Here is a 20,254-nt window from a genome sequence, read left to right on the forward strand (position 1 = left end):
TTTGGGAGGGAACCCCGGTGGAGCAGGTATTCCAGGTCGACTTGCGGGGCATCGTCGACCTGCTCAGCCATCACCTATACGGCAGTCCACGGGTCTACGTCCGCGAGTTGCTGCAGAACGCGGTCGACGCCATCACCGCCCGCCACGCCCTCGACCCACAGGCTCGCGCGCAGGTGAGGATCGAGACGCCCGCGAGCACCGGTGACGGCACCATCCGTGTCCATGACAGCGGTGTCGGCCTGACCGAGGCCGAGGTGCACACCTTCCTCGCCACGATCGGCCGCAGCGGCAAGCGCGACGACCTCGGCTTCGCCCGGCACGAGTTCCTCGGCCAGTTCGGCATCGGCCTGCTGTCGTGCTTCCTGGTCGCGGACGAGGCCGAGGTTCTCACCCGGTCCGCGCGCGGCGGCCCGACCGTGCGCTGGACCGGTTTCGCCGACGGCCGCTACCGCGTCGAGCCCGCCGCGCGGGAACGCGACGAACCCGGCACCACCGTGATCCTCGCGCCCCGCCGCGGCGCCGAGCAGTGGCTCACCCCGACGACCGTCGTCGAGCTGGCGCGGCTGTTCGGTAGCCTGCTGCCGTTCGAGGTCACCGTCGACGGTCAGCCGATCACCGAGCCCGAAGTCCCGTGGCGCGCAACCCACCCCACCCCTTCGGACCGCACGAACGCGCTCGCCGCGTACGCGGAGGACACCTTCGGTTTCACCCCGTTCGCCACCTTCGATCTCGCGTGCGCCGAATCCGGTGTCAGCGGTGTGGCTTTCGTGCTTCCGCAGCCGGTCAACCCGGCGGCGAAGGTCGGACACCGCGTGTATCTGAAGCGAATGCTGCTGGCGGAGAGCGTCACCGGCCTGCTGCCCGACTGGGCCTTCTTCGTCCGCTGCGTGGTCGACACCACCGAGCTGCGCCCCACCGCGAGCCGCGAAGCCCTCTACGAGGACGACCTGCTGGAGAGCACGAGGGAAGCGCTCGGCGGCCGGATCAGGGACTGGCTGGTGGAACTGTCCACCTCCGACCCGTCCGCGCTGCACCGGTTCCTGCGTATTCACGATCTCGGCGTGAAGGCCCTCGCCCTGCACGACGACGACATGTTGCGCCTGGTCGACCGCTGGTTGCCGGTGGAGACCAACGCGGGCCAGATCCCGCTCGCCGAATTCCGCCGCCGTTTCGGCGAGGTCCGCTACACCCCGTCGGTGGAGGAGTTCCGCCAGCTCGCCGCGGTGGCGAGCGCCGCGGGCATCGGCCTGGTGAACGGCGGCTACTCCTACATCACCGATATTCTCGAGCGCTTGCCCGCGATCGATCCCGAGATCCGGGTGCGCCGTTTGGATCCCGCCGAACTGGCCACCCATTTCGACCTCGTCGATCCGGCGACCGAGCTGGCGCTTCGGCCCTTCCTGACCACCGCCCAGCGGGTGCTCGACCGCCTCGAATGTGAAGTGGTACTGCGCACTTTCGATCCGCCGTCGCTGGCCGCGCTGTATCTGCTCGACCGCGATGCCCAGCATCGCGCCGAACTGCGCGCCACCCGCGAGGTCGCCGACGAACTGTGGGCCGATGTTCTGGGCGCCTTCGATACCGACCAGGCGGGCGACCGTCCGCAGCTCGTGCTCAACTACCGGAATCCGCTGGTACGCCGCATCACCGGGCTCGCCGACGCCCGTTTGGTCACCACGGCGGTCGAGGCGCTCTACAGTCAGGCGCTGCTGCTGGGCCAGCACCCGATGCGGCCGGTCGACACCGCGCTGCTGAACAAATCATTCGTCGGGTTGCTCGACTGGGCGGTTCACGATCCCCGGGGAGAGCTCTGATGTCCGACGCCAACACCCCCGACGACCTGCAACGGCTGCTGTTCCAGGCCTACGACATGCCCTACGGTGACGCTAAAGACGCACTGCTGGAACAGGTGCTGCGGCACGCGGAGGCGGGCGCGCACACCGAGCTCGCGTTCCACGTGCGCATGGCGATGGTCGACGCGTACGGCCACGGGATGAGCCCGGCCAAATTGTTCGTCCCGTTCGCCCGCTGCCTGGCCGAATACGATCGCGACCCCGGCGCCCACGAGTCGTGGGTGGCGCCGTCGCTGCGATGGAAGTTCAAGACCGCGGTGGGCGCGATGACGAAATTCCCCGAGGTACCGATGGATCGGGCGCTGGCCGCTCTCGATCAGATGGAACGGCGCTATCGGGTCGAGGGTCAGAGCCTGAACGCGGTGTACGGCCGTCGGCATCGGGTGGCGGTTCACATCGGCGATCTCGACGCGGCCGCCGAGTGGTACGAAAGGTGGTGCACCACACCTCGTGACGAGAACTCCGATTGTGAAGGCTGTGACCCCACCAACCGGGTCGCCTGGCTGGCGAGCCAGGGCCGCGACATCGAAGCCGTCGAGCTGGCCGCTCCGGTCCTCGCTGGTGAACTCGGCTGTTCCGAGCAACCGCAGCTCATCCTGACCGAACTGCTGCTGCCCTACCTGCGCACCGGTCAGCTCGACGAGGCGCGCAGCGCGCACCGCCGCTCCTACCGCCTGCTGCGCACCAAGCCGCAGGACCTCGCCGCGATCGGCGACCACCTCGAGTTCTGCGCGCTGTCGGGCAATCAGGTGCGCGGCCTGGAACTGCTCGACCGCCATTTCTCCTGGCTCGATCGCGCGCCGAGCCCGAAGGACGCGCTCGCCTTCCTGACCTGCGCGGCGCTGCTCCTGCGCACCCTCGTCGATGCGGGCAACGGTGATACGTTGCTCCGCCGCCCGGCCGCCGCCGATCGCCCCGCCGCCGAATCCACCGCGCGCGCGATGCTGGTGGAGCTCACCGACGAGGCACTGGCCATCGCCGCCCGCTTCGATCACCGCAACGGCACCGACCACCAGACGGCATCGGTCCACCAGAAGCTGGCGAGCCGGCCGATCGTCGACTACCTGCCGCTGTCCGCGGCCGCCGCGCACCGGGTGCCGGTCGAGCGGGGTCCGGCGGCCGCGGCGGTCGAGATCCCCGAGCTCACCACCCTCGAACTGATCGAGCGCGCGGAACAGGCGACCACACAGTACGCGCACGCCGAGATATGGGCCCTGGCAGAGCGGTTGGCGGCCGAGCCGGAGCCTGGCGATCCGAGTCTGGCCGGGCGACGCGCCTCCGTGCTGGCCGGCGCGGCCTTGCGGACGACCGATCACGATCATGCCGAATCGCTGTTACGCCGGGCGGCAGAGTTATTCGCCGCGACAGGCGAGCAGGATCGCCGTCAATCCGACCTGGGCCGGCTCGGCCTGCTCCTCAGTAGACACGGCGACGTGGCGGAAGCTCTCGAGCTGCTGCGCGATTCCCTGTCGCACCTGGCGAATTCGCCGGAACCGCGGACGAGAGCGGCTGCGACGCTGAGGCTTTCCGGCGGCATGTTCGCACTGTTCGATCGCGGCGAGCTGTCCGATGGCGATGCCGCCGAGCTACCGGCGTTGCTCGACCGGGCCGCGGCCGACGCCGCCGAGGCGGGCGAGGACATCCTGCTCGGTGATGTCGCCCGGCACCGAATGTATTTGCACCAGAACAATGCTGAACTCGCCGACGCGGCAGCGGCGGGACAGGAAGCCGTCGCGGCGTATCGCCGGACCGGTCAGGCGTGGCGGGTAGCCGATGTGGCCCAGTACCTTTCCGGAATTCACCTCGACGCGGGCGATTCGACCGCGGCGCTGGAGATGATCGATGAGGCGGTTCGGCTGGTCGACGCCGACTTCCCCGACAGCGTGCGCCTCATCGTGCACGCCCGGCGCGGTGCCCTGCTCATCCACCTGAACAGGCACGAGGAGGCAGTCAGCGAGCTGTTGACCGCCATCGCGGTCGGTATCGCGGCAGGTAGTTCGCAGGTGCCGTACGTGCACTGGGATCTGGCTGTCGCCTACCGCGCCGTCGGCCAGTTGCTCGACGCCGCCGACCAGGCCGAAGAGGCGATCGCCGGGCTGGAGCGCGCCGGGGCCGTCGAGCAGGCCAGGACCTGCCGCTTCCTGCTGGTCGATCTGCATCGCCGGCTGGATGAGGACGAACAGGCACTCACCGTCCTCGACGAGATCATCGAATTCGACCGTGCCACCGGCAATCTCGGCGGCGAATCCCATGCCCTCGTCGAGACCGCCGATCTGCTCGACGTGCTCGATCGCGATGCCGAGGCCGCCGAACGCTACGCGCTGGCCGCCGAGGTCGCCGAGAGATTCGGTGATCCGGTGCGCGTCGCGTACTGCCGCTACAGCGCCGCGCTGTCGCTGCACTGGACCGGCGACTCCGCCGCCGCGATCACGGCCGTCACGGCCTCCGACGAAGCGATCGCGAAGCTCGCCACCGCCCACCCGGACACCGAACTGCTCACCTGGCACACAGCCCGGCACAACCACAACGCCGCCCGGATCCTGCGTCGCGCGCAACGCCCCGACGAGGCACTTCCGCGCGCAGACGCCGCCGCGGCGGGCTTCCGCGCCATCGAGGCAGGCGACCAGGCCATCCGTTCCGACTACGAGCGCGCCGTACTCCTCATCGAGCTGAACCGCCCCACCGAAGCCGAGAAGATCCTCACCGAGGCCGTCGCGGAATTGGCCGACGACCACGCCGCCAAGCCGATGCTGTCGGAACTGCTGGCCGAGACCCGAGCCCAGCTCGCCTGACGCGCCCCTGATCCGAAGGAACCACCCGCGATGCAACCGCTCGACCCGAACGATCCTCGGCGGATCGGCGACTACCGACTGCTGGGCGTGCTGGGTGCCGGGGGCATGGGCAAGGTGTATCTGGGCCGGAATCCGGGCGGGCGCACGGTCGCCGTGAAGGTGATCCGCCCGGATCTGATCGATGCGGAGTTCCGTGCGAGGTTCCGTCGTGAGGTCGCGGCGGCTCAGCGCGTCGGCGGCGCCTACACCGCGCCGGTGCTCGACGCCGATGTCGATGCGCGGGCGCCGTGGCTGGCCACTGGCTATGTCGCCGGGATCTCGTTGACCGACGCGGTAACCCAGTTCGGGCCGTTCGCCGAGCCCACGCTGCTGGCGTTGGCACACGGGCTCGCCGAAGCGCTCGTGGCGGTGCACGCGGCAGGCATCGTGCACCGCGACCTGAAGCCCTCGAACGTGATGCTCGCGATCGACGGCCCCAAGGTGATCGATTTCGGCATTGCCAGGGTGATCGCGGATTCCGCCCTCACCACCACCGGAAAGTTCCTCGGCTCACCGGGTTTCATGTGCCCCGAGCAGGTGAGCGGCGAAACCCTCAGTCCCGCCTGCGATGTCTTCGCCCTCGGCGGCGTCCTCACCTTCGCCGCCGCGGGTCACGGCCCCTTCGGCACGGCCGAGGTGATGCAGATGCTCTGGCGCATCGTGTACGAGGAACCCCGTCTCGAGGCTCTTCCTTCCGCCCTGCGACCGCTCGTCTCGTCCTGCTTGGCCAAAGACCCCGCTGCCAGACCGACCCCGGAACAGGTCCTTTCGGAACTGGCCCACATCGGCACTGCCGAACGAACCGGTTGGCTGCCGCCACAAGTCGTCGCGCACATCAGTACCAGCGCCGTCCGGCTGCTCGACCTGGATTTCGATCCTGCCGACCCACCCGGCGCATCGCAGCTCGATGCCGCCGCGATTTCCGCACCAGGCTGGTCGACCGGCACTTCGGTACCGAACCTGCCGGCCGCGAACCCGGCGCAGGTCTCTCCGACCGGCTCCTCGAGACCGCACGGACCGACCGTCACCAGCGGATCGCCGCCGACTCCCTATGGACAGCCCGGCGAATTCACCCCGCCGCCCTTTGTGGTCGCGCACAATTCCGCCGACACGTTCACCGGTCGCCCGCCGCCCGCGCCGGCACGTGCCACCGCGTCGCGACGAACCCGGACTCTGCTGATCGCCGCGTCCGCGATGGTGGCGGTGGCGGTGGCGGGTGGCGCCTATCTGATCGGGACCCAACTGAATGCCGGGTCCACCGGCGGCACCGGATCGAGCACCACCGCCGCCTCGACCTCCGTCGCTTCGAGCTCGACCGAGACCGCCCCCAGCTCGACCGAGACCGCACCCAGCTCGACTGCCACCGGATCGGGCGCGGCCTCCGTCCCGGCCGAGTTCGTCGGCACCTGGAAGGGCCGTGCCGCCGACGGCCCGGTCCAGTTCGACATCGAACTCACCATCGCCGCGGGTGCGGTCGGTCAGGAACTCGCGACCTCGGCCAACACCGGCGCCGTGTCCCGCGACCGCTGTGGCCGTGCGGAAACCCTCACCGAGGCCACCGCGCAGCGCCTCACCTTCCGGGCCAGACTCACCGCTGGTAGCGGATGCTTCGACGAGGGGGCTACCTCGACGGTCACTCTGCAACCCGACGGCACGCTGGCCTATCGAACCCCGGGTGTCCTCGGCGGCACCATCGCCGGCACCCTGCGGAAGGGCTGACGATGCGCTCCGACCGAACTGGAACAGGTTGCTACCGGATAGCCCGCGATGCCCGCGGCGCAGGTGCACCCGGTCGTTCGTCCAGTAGCAAACCTCTACGTGAAACGCGGTGTCGCGCCGCTGACGGGCTGCGCTGTCAATCCATACCCGCAGGTAACGTCGGTCTCGCAAACTCTCCCGTTGCGATCTGGGTCACTAATATGTCAAACTCTCGCCCACACTGTGAAGCCAGTCGGTCTCACAATGTCGGGAAAGGGAGTCGATTGAGCGGGCGGCAGGTGAGCAGAGTTGCCACCGCCTCGAAGGCTGCCCTGATGTCAGTCGAACGTGACCAGCGCCAGGGCCGCGCCGGTGAGCAGATCGACCAGCTCGTCGACGGGCGGACGCGACTCGCGCAGCAGCCATTCGTGCGCCACGCCGGTGACCGCGCCCGTGATCAGCGCGGTGGTCAGCTCGGCGTCGCCGCGCAGGCGCACCCCCACTCGCTCCAGCGCCCCCTCGATCAGTGCGGACCAGGCGTGCCTGCGGGTCCGGCGATGGGTCTCCATCCGATCGCTCACCCCGACCACCTCGATCAGCGCCACCTGCGCGCGATACGGGTCGGACCCGAGCGACTCCAGGTACGCGCCGAAGCCGGCCCGCAACGCGAGCTGCGGATCGGTCGAGCCGAGCGCGACCAGCGCGGTGCCGACCGCGGCCGCCGCGTCGTCCTGGATCCGGTCGTAGGCCGCTACCAGCACGTCTTCACGAGTTTCGAACTCCTCGTAGAACTGCCGCTTGGACAGCCCGGCTGCCGCGCACACCTCGGCGAGCGAGCACGTGGCGTAGCCACGTTCCGCGAAGATTTGCGTCGCTGCTTCCAGGAATCGCAGTCGTCGTTCGGCTTTTCGCGCGACGACCGTACGACCCCCATACCGCCTGTCCGCTGTAGTCACCTCTCCAAAGTATCTGAAACCCGGGATAACACTGACCTTTCCGGGTCGCTTCATCTATCCACCGAACAAAGGACGGCCGACCAGTGCTGAGCACCCGAGCATCGCGGACCGCATTGTCCGCCCTCGTACTAGCGGCGGGTGCGGCACTCGTGGCACCCACGCCCACGATGGCTGCCCCGCAGTCCGCCGCGACGCAGCCGAGCGTCCCCGCCATCGCCGAGAACGTCCCCTCCGAGACGCTCGCCGCGCTGGCTCCGACGATCGTAGGCGCGATCTCCGCCCCCGGCCCCATCGCCGACGGCGGACAGGCCGCGATCCTGGCCCAGGCGCGCGTGCTGCTGGCCACCCCCGGCATCCCGGCGCAGGTCAAGGCCACCCTCGAAAAGGTCATCACCTTCCTCGACGGCAGTGGCGGCGGCGGTCCCGAATTGCCGCCTTCGGACGGTCCGCGCATCGCGCAGTTCCTCTACCCGACCATCGGCAAGGGCTGCATCGGCCCGACGTCGGATTCCGTCGGCACCGCGCTGGCGGTCCCCGGCCCGGCGACGCTGCCGCCGCCCGGACCGGCCGCGGGCCAGACCGGCTTCGTCTTCACCGCGCTCGGCACGAAGACCGCCACGGTCGTGCAGAATCCGCCGATGACGGTGCAGTGGGTCAACCTCGACAACCGTCGCACCGGTACCCAGCCGCTCACCACCGAGGCGGGCATCAACGCCGACGGCCCGGCCACTCTCACCGCTATCGCCGACACCGGTCCCGGCCGGGTCGCGGCAGTGATCACCGGCTCGCTCACCACGGCCACCGCCGACGGTGACCGCACCTGCTCGTTCGCCCCGACCCTCGGTTTCTTCTCCGTCGGCTGAGTCCTCGCACCACGCAATTGGAGTTCGATCTATGAAGTTTGTCGTCCCCGGCCTGGTCAGCGGCCTGGCCGGCGCGGTCATCGGGGTGATTGCCGTACTCGGCATCACCGCGGGCGCGCAACAGAATTCGATCCCCGCGCCCGAGGAGTCCGGTGACCCGGGCTCGTCGCTGCTCGGCAACGTGCAGTACGGCTCGCGATGAGCAACGTACGCAGGCTCATCGCCTGCATCCTCGTCGGTCTCGGCGCGCTGCTGCTCGCGGCCGCGGTCATGATTCCTACCTACACGGTCGGCAAGGTCGCCAAGACCCCGCTCGACCTGCGCATCACCACGGTCGCCAAGAGCGTGCCCGGCGAGGAAAGCCTCGTGCTGGACGCGAAGTCGCTCACCGCGACCGAGGGCGCGGCCAAGGTGAACACCAATGTGCCGCTCGTTTCCCAGCGCTTCCTGACGGTCGAGGAGCCCTCCGACGCCGACGAGATGACCGTCCAGGCCGGCCAGACCCTGCGTCGCGACGACCAGGATCCCAAGGACGGCCTGCTCACCGCCTCGGTCGACCGCGTCACCATCGACCGCGTCACCGGCGCGCCGATCGACGCCTCGCCCAACGGTTCGATCGCCGTGGCTCAAGACCCCAAGTCGGGCGCCGCGATCCCCACCGAGTCGCAGCGGCGCGGCCTGCAGTACCGCTTCCCGATCGGCACCGAGAAGAAGTCGTACCCGTACTTCGACCTCAACGCCCGCGCCACCTACGACATCGATTTCATCGAGGAGTCGGAGATCAACGGCGTGCCGGTCTACCACTTCCGGCAGACCATCCCGGTGACGAACATGTGGGACGTCGTCAAGCACCCGTCCCACCAGCTCGCCCTGCCCGCCGCCAAGTGGGGCCTCGAGGGCACCGAGCCGGTCACCATGACGCGCTTCTACACCAACACCCGCGACGTGTGGGTGGAGCCGAGGACCGGCGCGGTTCTCAAGGGTGGCGAGAACCTCCACATGTACTACGGCCGTAGCGCCGGGCAGGTGGACGTCAACATCCTGAAGTCGCACCTCGTCTTCGACGAAGAGACCATCGAAGCCCAGATGGCCGTCACCCAGGAGAGCCTCGACAAGCTCGACCTGTACGGCAAGACCCTGCCGATCATCCTGGGCATCCTCGCCGCCATCTTCCTCATCGGCGGCGCGGTCCTCGGATTCCTGAGCTCGGGCTCCACCTCGGGCCGTCCGTTCGATCCCCCGACCGAGCGGATTCGTTCCTCGAACCTGTAAGCCACCTGTCCACAACTCGGCCTCCCCCGGTCCTCAACCCGGGGGAGGCCGAGCTGTTTTGCGGGCCGGTTTCCCCGGTGCGACCGCGCGGCAATCGGATTCAGGGTCGCGGTAACTGCCGAACCCGGGCCGCCTCGCGAGTGAGATGGTCGCGCTCGAGAACTGTGGTGGCCGCGCGGGCCGCCGCGGCGTACAGGGTCGCGGCCTCGTCGAGTTCGCCCGCCCGTTCGAGGAGGTAGGCCCGGGATGCGCTGTGGCGCGGTAGTTCCGGGTCGAGATCGGCGAGAGCGGCCAGGCCGGCTCGGGGGCCGTCGGCCTCGCCGACCGCGACCGCGCGATTCAGGCGCACCACCGGGCTGTCGGTGAGAAGCAGTAGTTCGTCGTACCACTCCACGATCTGTATCCAGTCCGTTTCGGCGGTGCTCGGCGCGTCCGCGTGCAGGGCCGCGATCGCGGCTTGGGCCTGGTATTCGCCGAGGCGGTCACGGGCCAGCGCGGCTTGCAGGATCGTCACGCCCTCGGCGATAAGGTGTGTGTCCCACCGGGATCGGTCCTGTTCGGCGAGCGGAATCAAGCGCCCGCCCTCGGTGCGCGACGCCCGGCGGGCGTGGTGCAGCAGCATCAGCGCGAGCAGCCCCGAGACCTCGGGTTCGCCGGTCGAGGTGGCGAGCTGGCGGGTGAGGCGGATGGCTTCGGCGGCCAGGTCGATGTCGCCGCTGTAGCCCTCGTTGAAGACGAGGTAGAGCACCCGCAGCACCGTTGCCGGATCGCTGGGACGGTCGAGCGGTAAGCCCGTGATCCGCTTCTTGGCCCGGCTGATCCGTTGCGCCATAGTCGATTCCGGAACCAGGTAGGCCGTCGCGATCTGCCGGGTCGTCAGGCCGCCGACCGCACGCAAGGTCAGCGCGACGGCCGAGCCCGGCGACAACGCGGGATGCGCGCACAGGAAATACAGCCACAGCGTGTCGTCCGTGGCGGGCACCGGGCCGGCTTCGGGCTCGGCGTCGACCGCGAATTCACGCCCACGCCGGGACGTTTCGGCGCGCGTCGCGTCGATGAATTTTCGCCAGGCGACGGCGACGAGCCAGCCTTTCGCATCGCGCGGTGGATCGTCGGGCCAGGTTTCCAGCGCCCGGATCAGCGCTTCCTGTACCGCGTCCTCCGCCGCGGCGAACTCGGCCCCGCGGCGGACGAGGATCCCGATCACCGCGGGGACGAGTTCGCGCACCAGCGCTTCGTTCATTCGGTCACCGTGGGCAATTCCGCGTAGAACGGCCGCAGTTCGAGCCACTCCTGCACCGGCTTCCCGCCCGCCCCCGGTGCCGCGGACAGCTCCCCTGCCAGCTCGAGCGCCCGGTCGTAGGTGTCGACGTCGATGATCATCCAGCCGGCGATCAGGTCCTTGGTCTCCGCGAACGGCCCGTCGGTGACCGGCGGGCGCCCCTCGCCGTCGGAGCGGACGAACGTGCCCTGCGTGGTCAGCGCCTGACTGTCGACGTACTCGCCGGTCGATTGCAGCCGTGTCGCGAAATCCTGCATGTACCGCACGTGCGCGGTCACCTCCTCGGGCGTCCACTGATCCATCGGCACGTCGTTGACGGACGCGGGAGCGCCACGGTAGTGCTTGAGCAGCAGGTACTTGGCCATGATGTTCTCCTCGGTTCGTGTGCTGTGTGGGTTGTACCCCTGGGACGGAGCCACCCACGCGTTCTCGACATCGGCCGCACAAGAATCTCGGCCGATTATTTTCGCCGTGAGTGAACGGCGCCACCTGCAGGAACAAACCGCCGGGGGTCCATGTTGAGTCAGCAAAGCTCAACTTTGGAAGGGTCGACATGACTTCAGCTCAGAACCTGCCGGTGCTGTTCCTGACCGATCCGATCGTGCTGCCGGGCATGGTCGTGCCCATCGAATTGGACGAATCCGCGCAGGCCGCCATCGACGCCGCCCAGGCGGCCAAAACCGGTTCGGTGCTGGTCGCGCCGCGCCTCGACGAGGGCTACGCGTCCTACGGCGTCGTCGCCACCATCGAACAGGTCGGCCGGATGCGCGGCGGCGCGCCCGCCGCCGTGTTGAAGGCCGAGCGCCGCGCCCGGATCGGGCACGGCGTCACCGGGCCGGGCGCCGCGCTGTGGGTGGAGGCCGAACTCGTCGAAGCGGTCGAGCCCGACGAGCGGACCACCGAGCTCGCCGCCGAGTACAAGAAGCTGGTCGTCGCCGTGCTGCAGCGGCGTGAGGCCTGGCAGATCATCGACATCGTCAACCAGCTCGACGACGTAGAGGCCATCGCCGACACCGCGGGCTACGCGCCGTACCTGTCCGATGACCAGAAGCGCGAACTGCTCGAGACCCCCGATGTCGCGGTGCGGCTGACCAAGCAGATCGACTGGATCAAGGACCACATCGCCGAGGTGGAGGTCACCGACAAGATCTCCGAGGACGTCCGCGACGGCATGGAGAAGAGTCAGCGCGAGTTCCTGCTGCGTCAGCAGCTCAACGCCATCCGCAAGGAACTCGGTGAGGACGAACCCGACGGCGCCGACGACTACCGCACCCGCGTGGAGAACGCGGACCTGCCCGAGAACGTGCGCGCCGAGGCGCTGCGCGAGGTCGGCCGGCTGGAGCGCGCCAGCGACCAGAGCCCGGAATCGGGCTGGATCCGTACCTGGCTCGACACCGTGCTCGATCTGCCGTGGACGGTGAAAACCGAGGACAGCACCGATGTCTCGGCCGCTCGTGCGGTGCTCGACGCCGATCACCACGGCCTCGACGAGGTGAAGGACCGGATGGTCGAGTACCTGGCGGTGCGAACGCGGCGGGCCGCGCGCGGTCTCGAGGTCGTGGGTGGACGCGGGTCCGGCGCGGTGCTCGTGCTGGTGGGTCCCCCCGGTGTCGGCAAGACCTCGCTGGGTGAATCGGTCGCAAAGGCTCTGGGCCGCAAGTTCGTTCGTGTCGCCCTCGGCGGCGTGCGCGACGAGGCCGAGATCCGTGGCCACCGTCGCACCTACGTCGGCGCGCTGCCGGGCCGGATCGTGCGTGCGGTGAAGGAGGCGGGTTCGATGAATCCCGTTGTCCTGCTGGACGAGATCGACAAGGTCGGCTCCGACTTCCGTGGTGATCCGGCGGCGGCCCTGCTCGAGGTCCTCGACCCCGCGCAGAACCACACCTTCCGCGACCACTACCTGGACCTGGACCTGGACCTGTCGAATGTCCTCTTCATCGCGACCGCCAACGTCATGGACACCATTCCCGGCCCCCTGCTGGACCGTATGGAGCTCATCACCGTCGACGGCTACACCGAGGCAGACAAGGTGGCGATCGCGCGCGACTTCCTGGTTCCCCGCCAGCTCGAGCGCAACGCGCTGACCGCGGAAGAGGTGTCGATCACCGACGCGGCCTTGCGCGAGATCGCGGCGAACTACACCCGGGAGGCGGGTGTGCGTCAAATGGAGCGCCTGGTGGCAAAAGCCCTGCGCAAGGCGGCGACTCGTCTGGTGACGGGCGACGCCGCGAGCGTCGGCGACGCTGCCGTGGACGCCCCGCTCGTCGACAAGGGCGCGCTGGGCGAGGGCGCGGTGCTCGGGTACGACCCCGGACTCGGCTACGACAACGTCATCGACATCGACATCGCCGCCGGTCCGCAGCCGGTCGGTCAGGTGACGAGCCTGGTGGTCGACCTCGACAACCTCACCGACTACCTCGGGCGTCCCCGCTTCACCCCGGACTCGATGGAGCGCACCTCCGTCCCGGGCGTGGCGACGGGCCTCGCGGTGACCGGTGCGGGCGGCGATGTCCTCTACATCGAGGCCAACGGCGCCGAGGGCGAGCGTTCTCTCACCCTCACCGGCCAGCTCGGTGACGTGATGAAGGAATCCGCTCAGATCGCGCTCACCTACGTCCGTTCGCACCTGGAGGAGATCGGTATCGAGCCGAAGGTCCTCGACCGCAACATCCACATCCACTTCCCCGCGGGTGCGGTCCCCAAGGACGGACCTTCGGCAGGCGTCACCATGGTCACCGCCCTGGTGTCGCTGGCCCTCGGTCGCCCGGTTCGCGGCGATGTCGGGATGACCGGCGAGGTCACCCTCAACGGCAGCGTCCTGCCGATCGGCGGGGTGAAGCAGAAGCTGCTCGCCGCTCAGCGAGCCGGCCTGAAGACCGTCTTCATCCCGGCCCGCAACGAACCGGACCTGGACGAAGTCCCGGCGGAAGTGCTGTCCGCTTTGAACGTCCGCCCCGTCGCCGACGTGGCAGACATCCTGGCCTACGCGATCGAGCCGATCGCCGAACCCGCCGCCGACGGCAAGACCTTCGCCGTCAGCGCCTGATCCCCGCCGTCAACGGGCCGTGCACAGCTGTGTACGGCCCGTTACCGTGTCCGGCTAGCGGCTGACGGTCGGCGGCAGCATCGGGCCTGCGACGGTGACCACGGCGAGTTGGTCGGTGTCGTAGTTGTCCTGGTCGTCGAGGTCGTCGTCGAGGTCATCGTCGAGGTCGTCGTCGTCGAAACCGTCCGCGTCTTCCTCGGTGGCGGGGGCGAGGTCCTTCTCGACGCGGCGGGTGGTGCCCTGGGCGACCGCGCAGAGGACAGGTTCCTCGCCCTCGGTCTCGGCGTACACGTCGCAGTGGGTGACGGCCTGGCGGCGGGTGGCGCCGAGGACGGTGGCGTGCACGCGCAGGCGCTCGCCCTGGGCGGGGCGCAGGTAGGTGATGGTGAAGCCGCCGGTGAGGACGTTGGGGCCCAGGACGGTGCCCGCGGCGAAGGTGAGGGCGTTGTCGGCGGCGTAGGCGAGTACCCCGCCGTGCACGAAGCCGAACTGCTGGCCGTGTTCGGGCTGGATGTCGATGATGAGAGTGGCTGCGCCATCACCGAATTCGGTGAGCTCGGTGCCGACCAGACGGGCGAACGGCTGCGCGGCTAGTACCTGGCGCGCCAGGTCGAGGTCGAGGGTGGAAGCTTCGGTCGGCATCGGGTGTTCCGTTCTTCGAGTTGCGTGGCCCTGCATGGTGACTATTCGGTGCCGTCGGCCCGCAGTGTCGCCCACGCGGCGGCGGCGAGCTCGGGGGCGACATCGGTTGGCGCGGTACGGATATTGCCACCAAGCCATTGGCGGGAGTATTCCTGTGCCGCACCGAGCCACAGCGCGTAGACGAGATCGAGTTCCAGGTCACGCACCGCGCCGTATCCCGCGTGCGTGCGCCACCACCGCCGGACGGCCGTGAGGAACTCCACATTGCGCTCGCTCTCCCGTACACCGGGCGGCCGCGAACCCATGAGAACCGTTGCGCGATATTGATATTCGTGCACCCACCGCAGGTGCGCACGCACCCCGGATTCGACGCCGGCGCGCGCGTCGGGACTGTCGGCGACGGCATTCCAGAAGTGTTGCTGGTAGTCGGTGAGCGCGGCCACCCAGACCTGTCGATAGAGGTCGGACTTGTCCGGAAAGTGGTGGTACAGCGCGCCGACGCTGGCATCGGCTGCGGCGCGGATATCGCTCAGGGTGGCATCGAGGACACCGCGTTCGGCGAACTGCCGCTCCGCGGCCAGCAGCAGCCGATCTCGCATCTCCATATACAGAATTTAGTTCGGTCCGGCTGGCGTGGCAAGAGTCGATGTGTCGGTGCGATGCGGTAAGACGGACCTGTGCCCCGGTGGCTCCTGCATGTGGATCTCGACCAGTTCCAGGCGGCGGTGGAATTCCGGCGTCGCCCTGAGCTGCGCGGCCGGCCGGTGATCGTCGGCGGCGAGGGTGATCCCGCGCAGCCACGCAAGGTCGTGACCTGCGCTTCTTATCCCGCGAGGGCCTACGGTGTGCGTGCGGGGATGGCGTTGAGAATGGCGCAGCGCAAGTGTCCGGAGGGTGTTTTCCTGCCGGTCGACATGGCCGCCTACGAGGTGGCCTCCGAAGAGATCATGGCGACGCTGGGCCGGGTGGCCGGCGCGGTCGAGGTCTGGGGGATGGACGAGGCGTTCGTCGCCACCGACGGCGATCCGTGGCAGCTGGCCGCCGAAATCCGTACCGCCATCATCGAACTCGGCCTCACGTGCGCGGTCGGCATCGGCGACAACAAGCTCACCGCGAAGCTGGCCACCGGTTTCGCCAAGTCCACCGGCAAGACCTCCGCCGAACCCGAGCACGACCCCGGCGCCGCCACCGGCATCTTCGAGCTCACCGCCGCCAACTGGACCGAACTCATGGGCCACCGCCCCACCGACGCGCTCTGGGGCGTCGGTGCCCGCATCGCCCACCGCCTGGCCGACCTCGACATCACCACGGTCGCCGATCTCATGTCCGCCGACCGCGCGCGCCTGGCCGCCGAGTTCGGCCCGAGCACCGGCCCCTACCTGTGGGTCCTCGGCCACGGCAAGGGTGACACCGAACTCTCCACCACCCCGCGAATCCCCGTGGGCCGCAGCAGATCCGAGACCTTCCCGCACGACCTCACCGACCCAGGGGAAATCCGCCGCGAGGTCGCCCGCATCGCCACCGAGGTCGCCGAGGAGATGCGCGAACACCACCGCGTCAGCACCCGGGTCTCGGTCACCGTCCGCACGAAAACCTTCTATACCCGCAGCAAACAGCAAAAACTCCCCACCCCCACCGACGACATCACCACCATCACCGACACCGCCCTGGCGATCATCGACCGCTTCGACCTGGACCGCCCGATCCGCCTCCTCGGCGTCCGCCTGGAACTCCTCCCACCGTGACGTGGGTCCTCCCCCGCGGGCTCGCGAACTCGTATGCTCGGGCAATGGAGTTCTCTGCGATGGTGGCTCGTGAGTCCGATGGTGGGATCGTTCTTGCCCGTGAAACGGTGGGAGACGACTTCCTCGGTAGCGGCGAGGTGACGATCAAGGTTCATTACTCGAGCGCGAACTACAAAGATCTGCTGGCGATCACGCCGCGCGGTGGGGTGGTGCGCAATTATCCGATCGTGCCGGGCATCGACCTCACCGGTGAGGTGATCGCCTCGGAGACCGATGACTTCGCCCCCGGCGACCAGGTCATCGCCCATGGCTACGACCTGGGTGTTTCCCGCAACGGCGGCTTCGCTGAGTACACCAGGGTGCCTGCCGAATGGGTGGTGAAGCTCGACGGCCTCGACACCCGCGACGCCGCCACCATCGGTACCGCGGGCTTCACCGCCGCCATGAGCGTGCAGGCCCTGCTCGACCACGGCCTGACCCCCGACGACGGCGCCGTCCTGGTCACCGGCGCGACCGGCGGTGTCGGCACCGTGGCCATCGACATCCTGTCCGGCCTCGGCTTCGAGGTGATCGCTTCCACCGGCAAGACCGACGCGAACGACCTGCTCGCCGAGCTCGGCGCCAACGAGGTGATCGGCCGGCTTCCCCTCGACCCCGACGCCAGGCCGCGCCCGCTCAACAAGGCCAACTGGGCGTCGGCGGTCGACAGCGTCGGCGGCGCCTCGCTGGCGCACGTCCTCAGCGCCATCGGTTACGGCGGGGCGGTGGCGGCCAGCGGCCTCACCGGCGGCGCCGAGCTTCCCACCACCGTGCTCCCGTTCATCCTGCGCGGCGTCAGCCTGCTCGGCATCGACTCGGTGCAGCTTCCGATCGAGAAGCGCCGCGCCCTGTGGACCGCACTGGGCAAGCAGCTTCGGCCCCAGCATCTGTCGACGATCGAGTCCTTCACGCCGATCACCGAGGTCGGCACGGTCCTGCAGTCGATCAAGGACGGCACCCACTCCGGGCGCACCGTGATCGGCGTGGCCAACGAGTTCTGAGCCCTCCAGAAGTTCGCCACACGACGACGTTACGGAGACTGTAATACTGTAACGAGCATGATGCTCCGCCCGAACGGCACCACGATCACCGACGAGTCCGCGATCGCGCTGGCCGCGTCCATTCGCGCCCGCGAGGTCAGCGTCCGCGCGGTGATCGATGCCCACATCGCTGTGCTGGAACGTTTCGCCCCCGCCACGAACGCGGTGGTGGTGGCTTGCTACGACACCGCGCGGGCACAGGCCGACGCCGCCGACGCCCACCTCGCGACCGGGCCGGAGCACCTGCCACCGCTGTTCGGCGTTCCGATCACCGTCAAGGAATCTCTGGCGGTCGCCGGCTTGCCCAACACGGCGGGCGTCGTGGCTCGTCGGCACCTGCGGCCCACCGCGAATGCCACCGTGGTGCAACGAGTTCTGGACGCGGGTGCGATCGTGCTCGGGCTGACCAACACCGCCGAGGGGTGCATGTGGCTTGAGTCGACGAACCGGGTCTACGGGCGAACCAGCAACGTGCACGACCGGGCACGGACGGCGGGCGGGTCCTCGGGCGGTGAGGGCGCCGCCGTCGGCAGCGGCGGCTCCCCGCTCGGCCTGGCCACCGATACCCTCGGCTCGATCCGGGTTCCCGCCTTCTGCAACGGCGTCTTCGGACACCGCCCGTCGACCGGCCTGCTCCCCACCACCGGCGCGTGGCCACCACCGTTCGGCGTGGCCGCCCTGTGCTCCAACGGGGTCATCGCCCTCCGCGCGGCCGACCTCATGCCCCTGCTGCGGATCATGGCCGGCCCCGACGGGACCGATCCCCTGGTCCGCGCGGCCACCCTCGGCGATCCGGCGACGACCTCGATGCGAGGTGTGCCCGTCGTGCTGCTCGACGGAACCTTCGCCCCCGGCTTCGGCCGTGAGGTGCTGGCCGCGCGCGACCGCGCCGCCGCCGCCCTCATCGAGGCAGGCGCCGAGGTCACCCGGGTACCGATGCGTTCGCTGCGGACGATCGGGCTCTTCGCCACGATCGTGCTGGCCGAGGAGACCGGGATCAGCTTCGCCGAGATCATGCGCGGCGAGGGCGCCGACATCCTCGCACCCGGACAACTCACCGCCCTGCGCGGCGACCACACCCTCGCCACCCGCCTCCTCGCGCTCGGCGAGCTGATCGCGGCCCGGCTACCCACCCGGGTGGCCCGGCGCATCACCGCCGCCGCACACCGCACGGCCGCCGAGATCACCGAGATCATCGGTGACGGTTTGCTCCTGCATCCGACACTGAGCACGGTCGCGCCGCGTCACGGCCGCACCACCGGCCGCCTGTGGCGCACGAACACGGTCGCACCGTTCAGCCTCGCCGGGCTGCCCGTCACCCAGGTGCCGCTCGGCCGCGGCACCCACGGTCTGCCACTCGGGGTACAGGTGGTCGCGGGACACAACCGCGATCACCTCTCGATCGCCGCGGCCCTCACTCTCGAGAAGGCGTTCGGCGGCTGGGTCCGCCCGCGGGGCTGACCACTCCCCTTCCGGGTGTGGTCACGTGCTCGGGAGCTACGCGATCGCCGCGCGGTATCGACGGCTCGGCCGGAAAGGACGCCGGGAACAGTTCGCCGGCGGGACGGCGTAGGTAGTCGCGCTCGGTGTAGGCCGCACGCATCCGGTCGAACAGTGACTGCGCCCGCCGGGTCATCGCAGGCAGGTCGATGCCGGGAATTACCCCGTCGCGCAACGTGATCCGCCCGGCGACCATGGAGAAATCCGCCGCGCGCCCGGTGCTGTTCATGCACAGGGTGCGGATCGGATCGTCGAGGACGCCGTCGCGCGGGTCGTCGAGGCGGAAGGCGACCAGGTCGGCGGTCGCCCCCACCGCGATCGTGCCCAGGTCCGGTCGGTGCAGCGCTTCGGCACCGCCGAGCGTCGCCGCCGAGACGTAGTCGCCGTAGGTGGCCGCGTCGAGCCGCGATGCCAGCACCTTGGCCAGGGTGACGCCGATGTCGATGCCGCGCACCAGATCCGGCGGAAAAGAGTCGGTGCCGAGGGCGATGCGCACGCCCGCTGCCCGGTACCGATCGAAGCTGTCGAGCGCCGATCCGTGTCTGGCCGAGGTGAGCGGGCAGTGCACGATCGACGCTCCCGACGCCGAAAGCGTGCCGAGATCGTCATCGGTATCGGCGTCCACGTGCGGGTTCGAGTCGATGTAGATCCCGTGGGGGATGAGCAGATTCGGCCCGAGGAGACCGGTCCGCTCGAGCACGGCCAGCGGTGACATACCGAACCGCTCGATCACGAACGCGCGTTCGTGTAGCCCTTGGAGCGCGTGCAGACGGACCAGCGCGCCGGTCGCCGCGGCCAGCGCGGAGGTCCGGTGCAGCAGATCCTCGGACAGCGTCTCGATCCGGCACGGGAGCAGTGTCCCGTGGATCAGATCGGTGTCCTGCGCCGAGGCCCACTCCAGGAACCGCGCCGCACCGTCGAACCCGTCGAGCCCGAGTTCTTCGTTCCAGTAGATGGACCGCGAGCCGTCGTCGTCGACCACGTTGACCCCGGATCGGTACGCGGGCCCGAGGTACACCCGCAGGCCGAGACGCCGTGCGGACTCGGCCATCGCCACGGCGTCGGCGTAGGTCTCCGCCCAATCGCTGTGCACCTCCGACGCGATCGGCATCGCCGTCGTCACCCCGTGCAGCAGCAGCTGGACGAACCCGTACTCACGGATGAACGCCCGCTCCTCGGCGTCGAACACCGCGCGCCGCCGCTGCGTGGCGTACTCGCGCGACCATTGCAGACCGAGGCCGAGCTCGCGCGACTGCCACGAATCCAGGATCGTGTGGTCGATGTCGGTGAGCGCGTCGAGGTCGATGAGCCCGGGCATCAAGATCGCGTCCCCGAGCTCGATCACCTCGTCGACGGTCTCCAGACCGCGCGGACCGGCGGCGACGATGCGCGAATCCTCCACCACCACTTCGCCATCGGTGAGCATCACGTGGCCACCGACGATCCCCGACGCGAGTACATGGCGTGCTCGAATACCGCGCCGCATC

15 protein-coding genes and 1 pseudogene are annotated in these 20,254 nt (G+C 69.3%); 10 read left to right on the top strand and 6 right to left on the bottom strand.

What is annotated here, in order from left to right; genetic code table 11:
- The first annotated feature begins 17 nt into the window (after positions 1–17).
- From ACWF99_RS19950 to ACWF99_RS19960, 3 genes are read left to right on the top strand one after another with little or no spacing between them, the layout of a single operon-like run.
- Complete coding sequence (locus tag ACWF99_RS19950; RefSeq protein WP_452537064.1) at positions 18–1,814, top strand: HSP90 family protein; 1,797 nt, start codon at positions 18–20, stop codon at positions 1,812–1,814.
- The gene (locus tag ACWF99_RS19955; RefSeq protein WP_452537065.1) at positions 1,814–4,645 is read left to right on the top strand and encodes a hypothetical protein; all 2,832 of its coding nucleotides are present in this window, start codon (positions 1,814–1,816) and stop codon (positions 4,643–4,645) included. The genes ACWF99_RS19950 and ACWF99_RS19955 overlap by 1 nt, the downstream gene beginning before the upstream one ends.
- Before the next feature lie 30 nt (positions 4,646–4,675).
- Positions 4,676–6,403: a protein kinase domain-containing protein gene (locus tag ACWF99_RS19960; protein ID WP_452537066.1), complete on the top strand. Its 1,728-nt coding sequence runs from the start codon at positions 4,676–4,678 to the stop codon at positions 6,401–6,403.
- A gap of 317 nt (positions 6,404–6,720) precedes the next feature.
- On the opposite strand, the gene ACWF99_RS19965 is transcribed toward ACWF99_RS19960, so the two are convergent.
- Positions 6,721–7,338: a TetR/AcrR family transcriptional regulator gene (locus tag ACWF99_RS19965; RefSeq protein ID WP_378634743.1), complete on the bottom strand. Its 618-nt coding sequence runs from the start codon at positions 7,336–7,338 to the stop codon at positions 6,721–6,723.
- An 83-nt stretch (positions 7,339–7,421) separates the two neighbouring features.
- Between ACWF99_RS19965 and ACWF99_RS19970 the strand changes: the two genes are divergently transcribed.
- The 3 genes from ACWF99_RS19970 to ACWF99_RS19980 are packed head-to-tail and all read left to right on the top strand — an operon-like array spanning position 7,422 to position 9,473.
- Positions 7,422–8,201 carry an Rv1157c family protein gene (locus tag ACWF99_RS19970; RefSeq protein WP_378634746.1) on the top strand — a complete coding sequence of 260 codons (780 nt, stop codon included), beginning with the start codon at positions 7,422–7,424 and terminating at the stop codon, positions 8,199–8,201.
- A gap of 31 nt (positions 8,202–8,232) precedes the next feature.
- Positions 8,233–8,403, top strand: a complete 171-nt coding sequence (locus ACWF99_RS19975) for a DUF2613 domain-containing protein (RefSeq protein ID WP_082844323.1) — start codon at positions 8,233–8,235, stop codon at positions 8,401–8,403.
- On the top strand, positions 8,400–9,473 hold the full coding sequence (locus ACWF99_RS19980) for a DUF3068 domain-containing protein (protein ID WP_378653613.1): 1,074 nt from the start codon (positions 8,400–8,402) through the stop codon (positions 9,471–9,473). The genes ACWF99_RS19975 and ACWF99_RS19980 overlap by 4 nt, the downstream gene beginning before the upstream one ends.
- 100 nt (positions 9,474–9,573) lie before the next feature.
- On the opposite strand, the gene ACWF99_RS19985 is transcribed toward ACWF99_RS19980, so the two are convergent.
- Together ACWF99_RS19985 and ACWF99_RS19990 are read right to left on the bottom strand one after the other, a co-directional pair.
- Positions 9,574–10,716: an RNA polymerase sigma factor gene (locus ACWF99_RS19985; RefSeq protein WP_452537067.1), complete on the bottom strand. Its 1,143-nt coding sequence runs from the start codon at positions 10,714–10,716 to the stop codon at positions 9,574–9,576.
- Positions 10,713–11,120 (bottom strand): YciI family protein, encoded by a 408-nt coding sequence (locus ACWF99_RS19990; RefSeq protein WP_378634754.1) that lies wholly within the window; start codon positions 11,118–11,120, stop codon positions 10,713–10,715. The genes ACWF99_RS19985 and ACWF99_RS19990 overlap by 4 nt, the downstream gene beginning before the upstream one ends.
- A 188-nt stretch (positions 11,121–11,308) precedes the next feature.
- Between ACWF99_RS19990 and lon the strand changes: the two genes are divergently transcribed.
- Positions 11,309–13,801: an endopeptidase La gene (gene lon, locus ACWF99_RS19995; RefSeq protein ID WP_452537068.1), complete on the top strand. Its 2,493-nt coding sequence runs from the start codon at positions 11,309–11,311 to the stop codon at positions 13,799–13,801.
- A gap of 234 nt (positions 13,802–14,035) precedes the next feature.
- Here lon and ACWF99_RS20000 read toward each other — a convergent pair.
- Together ACWF99_RS20000 and ACWF99_RS20005 are read right to left on the bottom strand one after the other, a co-directional pair.
- Positions 14,036–14,443, bottom strand: a pseudogene (locus tag ACWF99_RS20000) (PaaI family thioesterase); the annotation flags it as partial.
- Positions 14,444–14,484: 41 nt separating this feature from the next.
- The gene (locus tag ACWF99_RS20005) at positions 14,485–15,048 is read right to left on the bottom strand and encodes a TetR/AcrR family transcriptional regulator (protein ID WP_452537069.1); all 564 of its coding nucleotides are present in this window, start codon (positions 15,046–15,048) and stop codon (positions 14,485–14,487) included.
- A 72-nt stretch (positions 15,049–15,120) separates the two neighbouring features.
- Here ACWF99_RS20005 and ACWF99_RS20010 point away from each other — a divergent pair, with 72 nt between their 5' ends.
- Genes ACWF99_RS20010 through ACWF99_RS20020 form a run of 3 tightly spaced genes read left to right on the top strand, consistent with a single transcriptional unit; the run spans position 15,121 to position 18,728 of the window.
- Positions 15,121–16,188 (top strand): DNA polymerase IV, encoded by a 1,068-nt coding sequence (locus ACWF99_RS20010; protein ID WP_452537070.1) that lies wholly within the window; start codon positions 15,121–15,123, stop codon positions 16,186–16,188.
- A 44-nt stretch (positions 16,189–16,232) separates the two neighbouring features.
- Complete coding sequence (locus tag ACWF99_RS20015; RefSeq protein WP_452537071.1) at positions 16,233–17,228, top strand: acrylyl-CoA reductase family protein; 996 nt, start codon at positions 16,233–16,235, stop codon at positions 17,226–17,228.
- A 57-nt stretch (positions 17,229–17,285) separates the two neighbouring features.
- Positions 17,286–18,728, top strand: coding sequence for an amidase (locus tag ACWF99_RS20020; protein WP_452537072.1), 1,443 nt, complete (start codon positions 17,286–17,288; stop codon positions 18,726–18,728).
- On the opposite strand, the gene ACWF99_RS20025 is transcribed toward ACWF99_RS20020, so the two are convergent.
- A complete protein-coding gene (locus ACWF99_RS20025) occupies positions 18,682–20,253 on the bottom strand; it encodes a chlorohydrolase family protein (RefSeq protein ID WP_452537073.1) in 1,572 nt (523 codons plus the stop codon). The genes ACWF99_RS20020 and ACWF99_RS20025 overlap by 47 nt on opposite strands.
- Position 20,254 lies beyond the last annotated feature (1 nt).

This window comes from Nocardia sp. NPDC055002 (genome assembly GCF_053608825.1).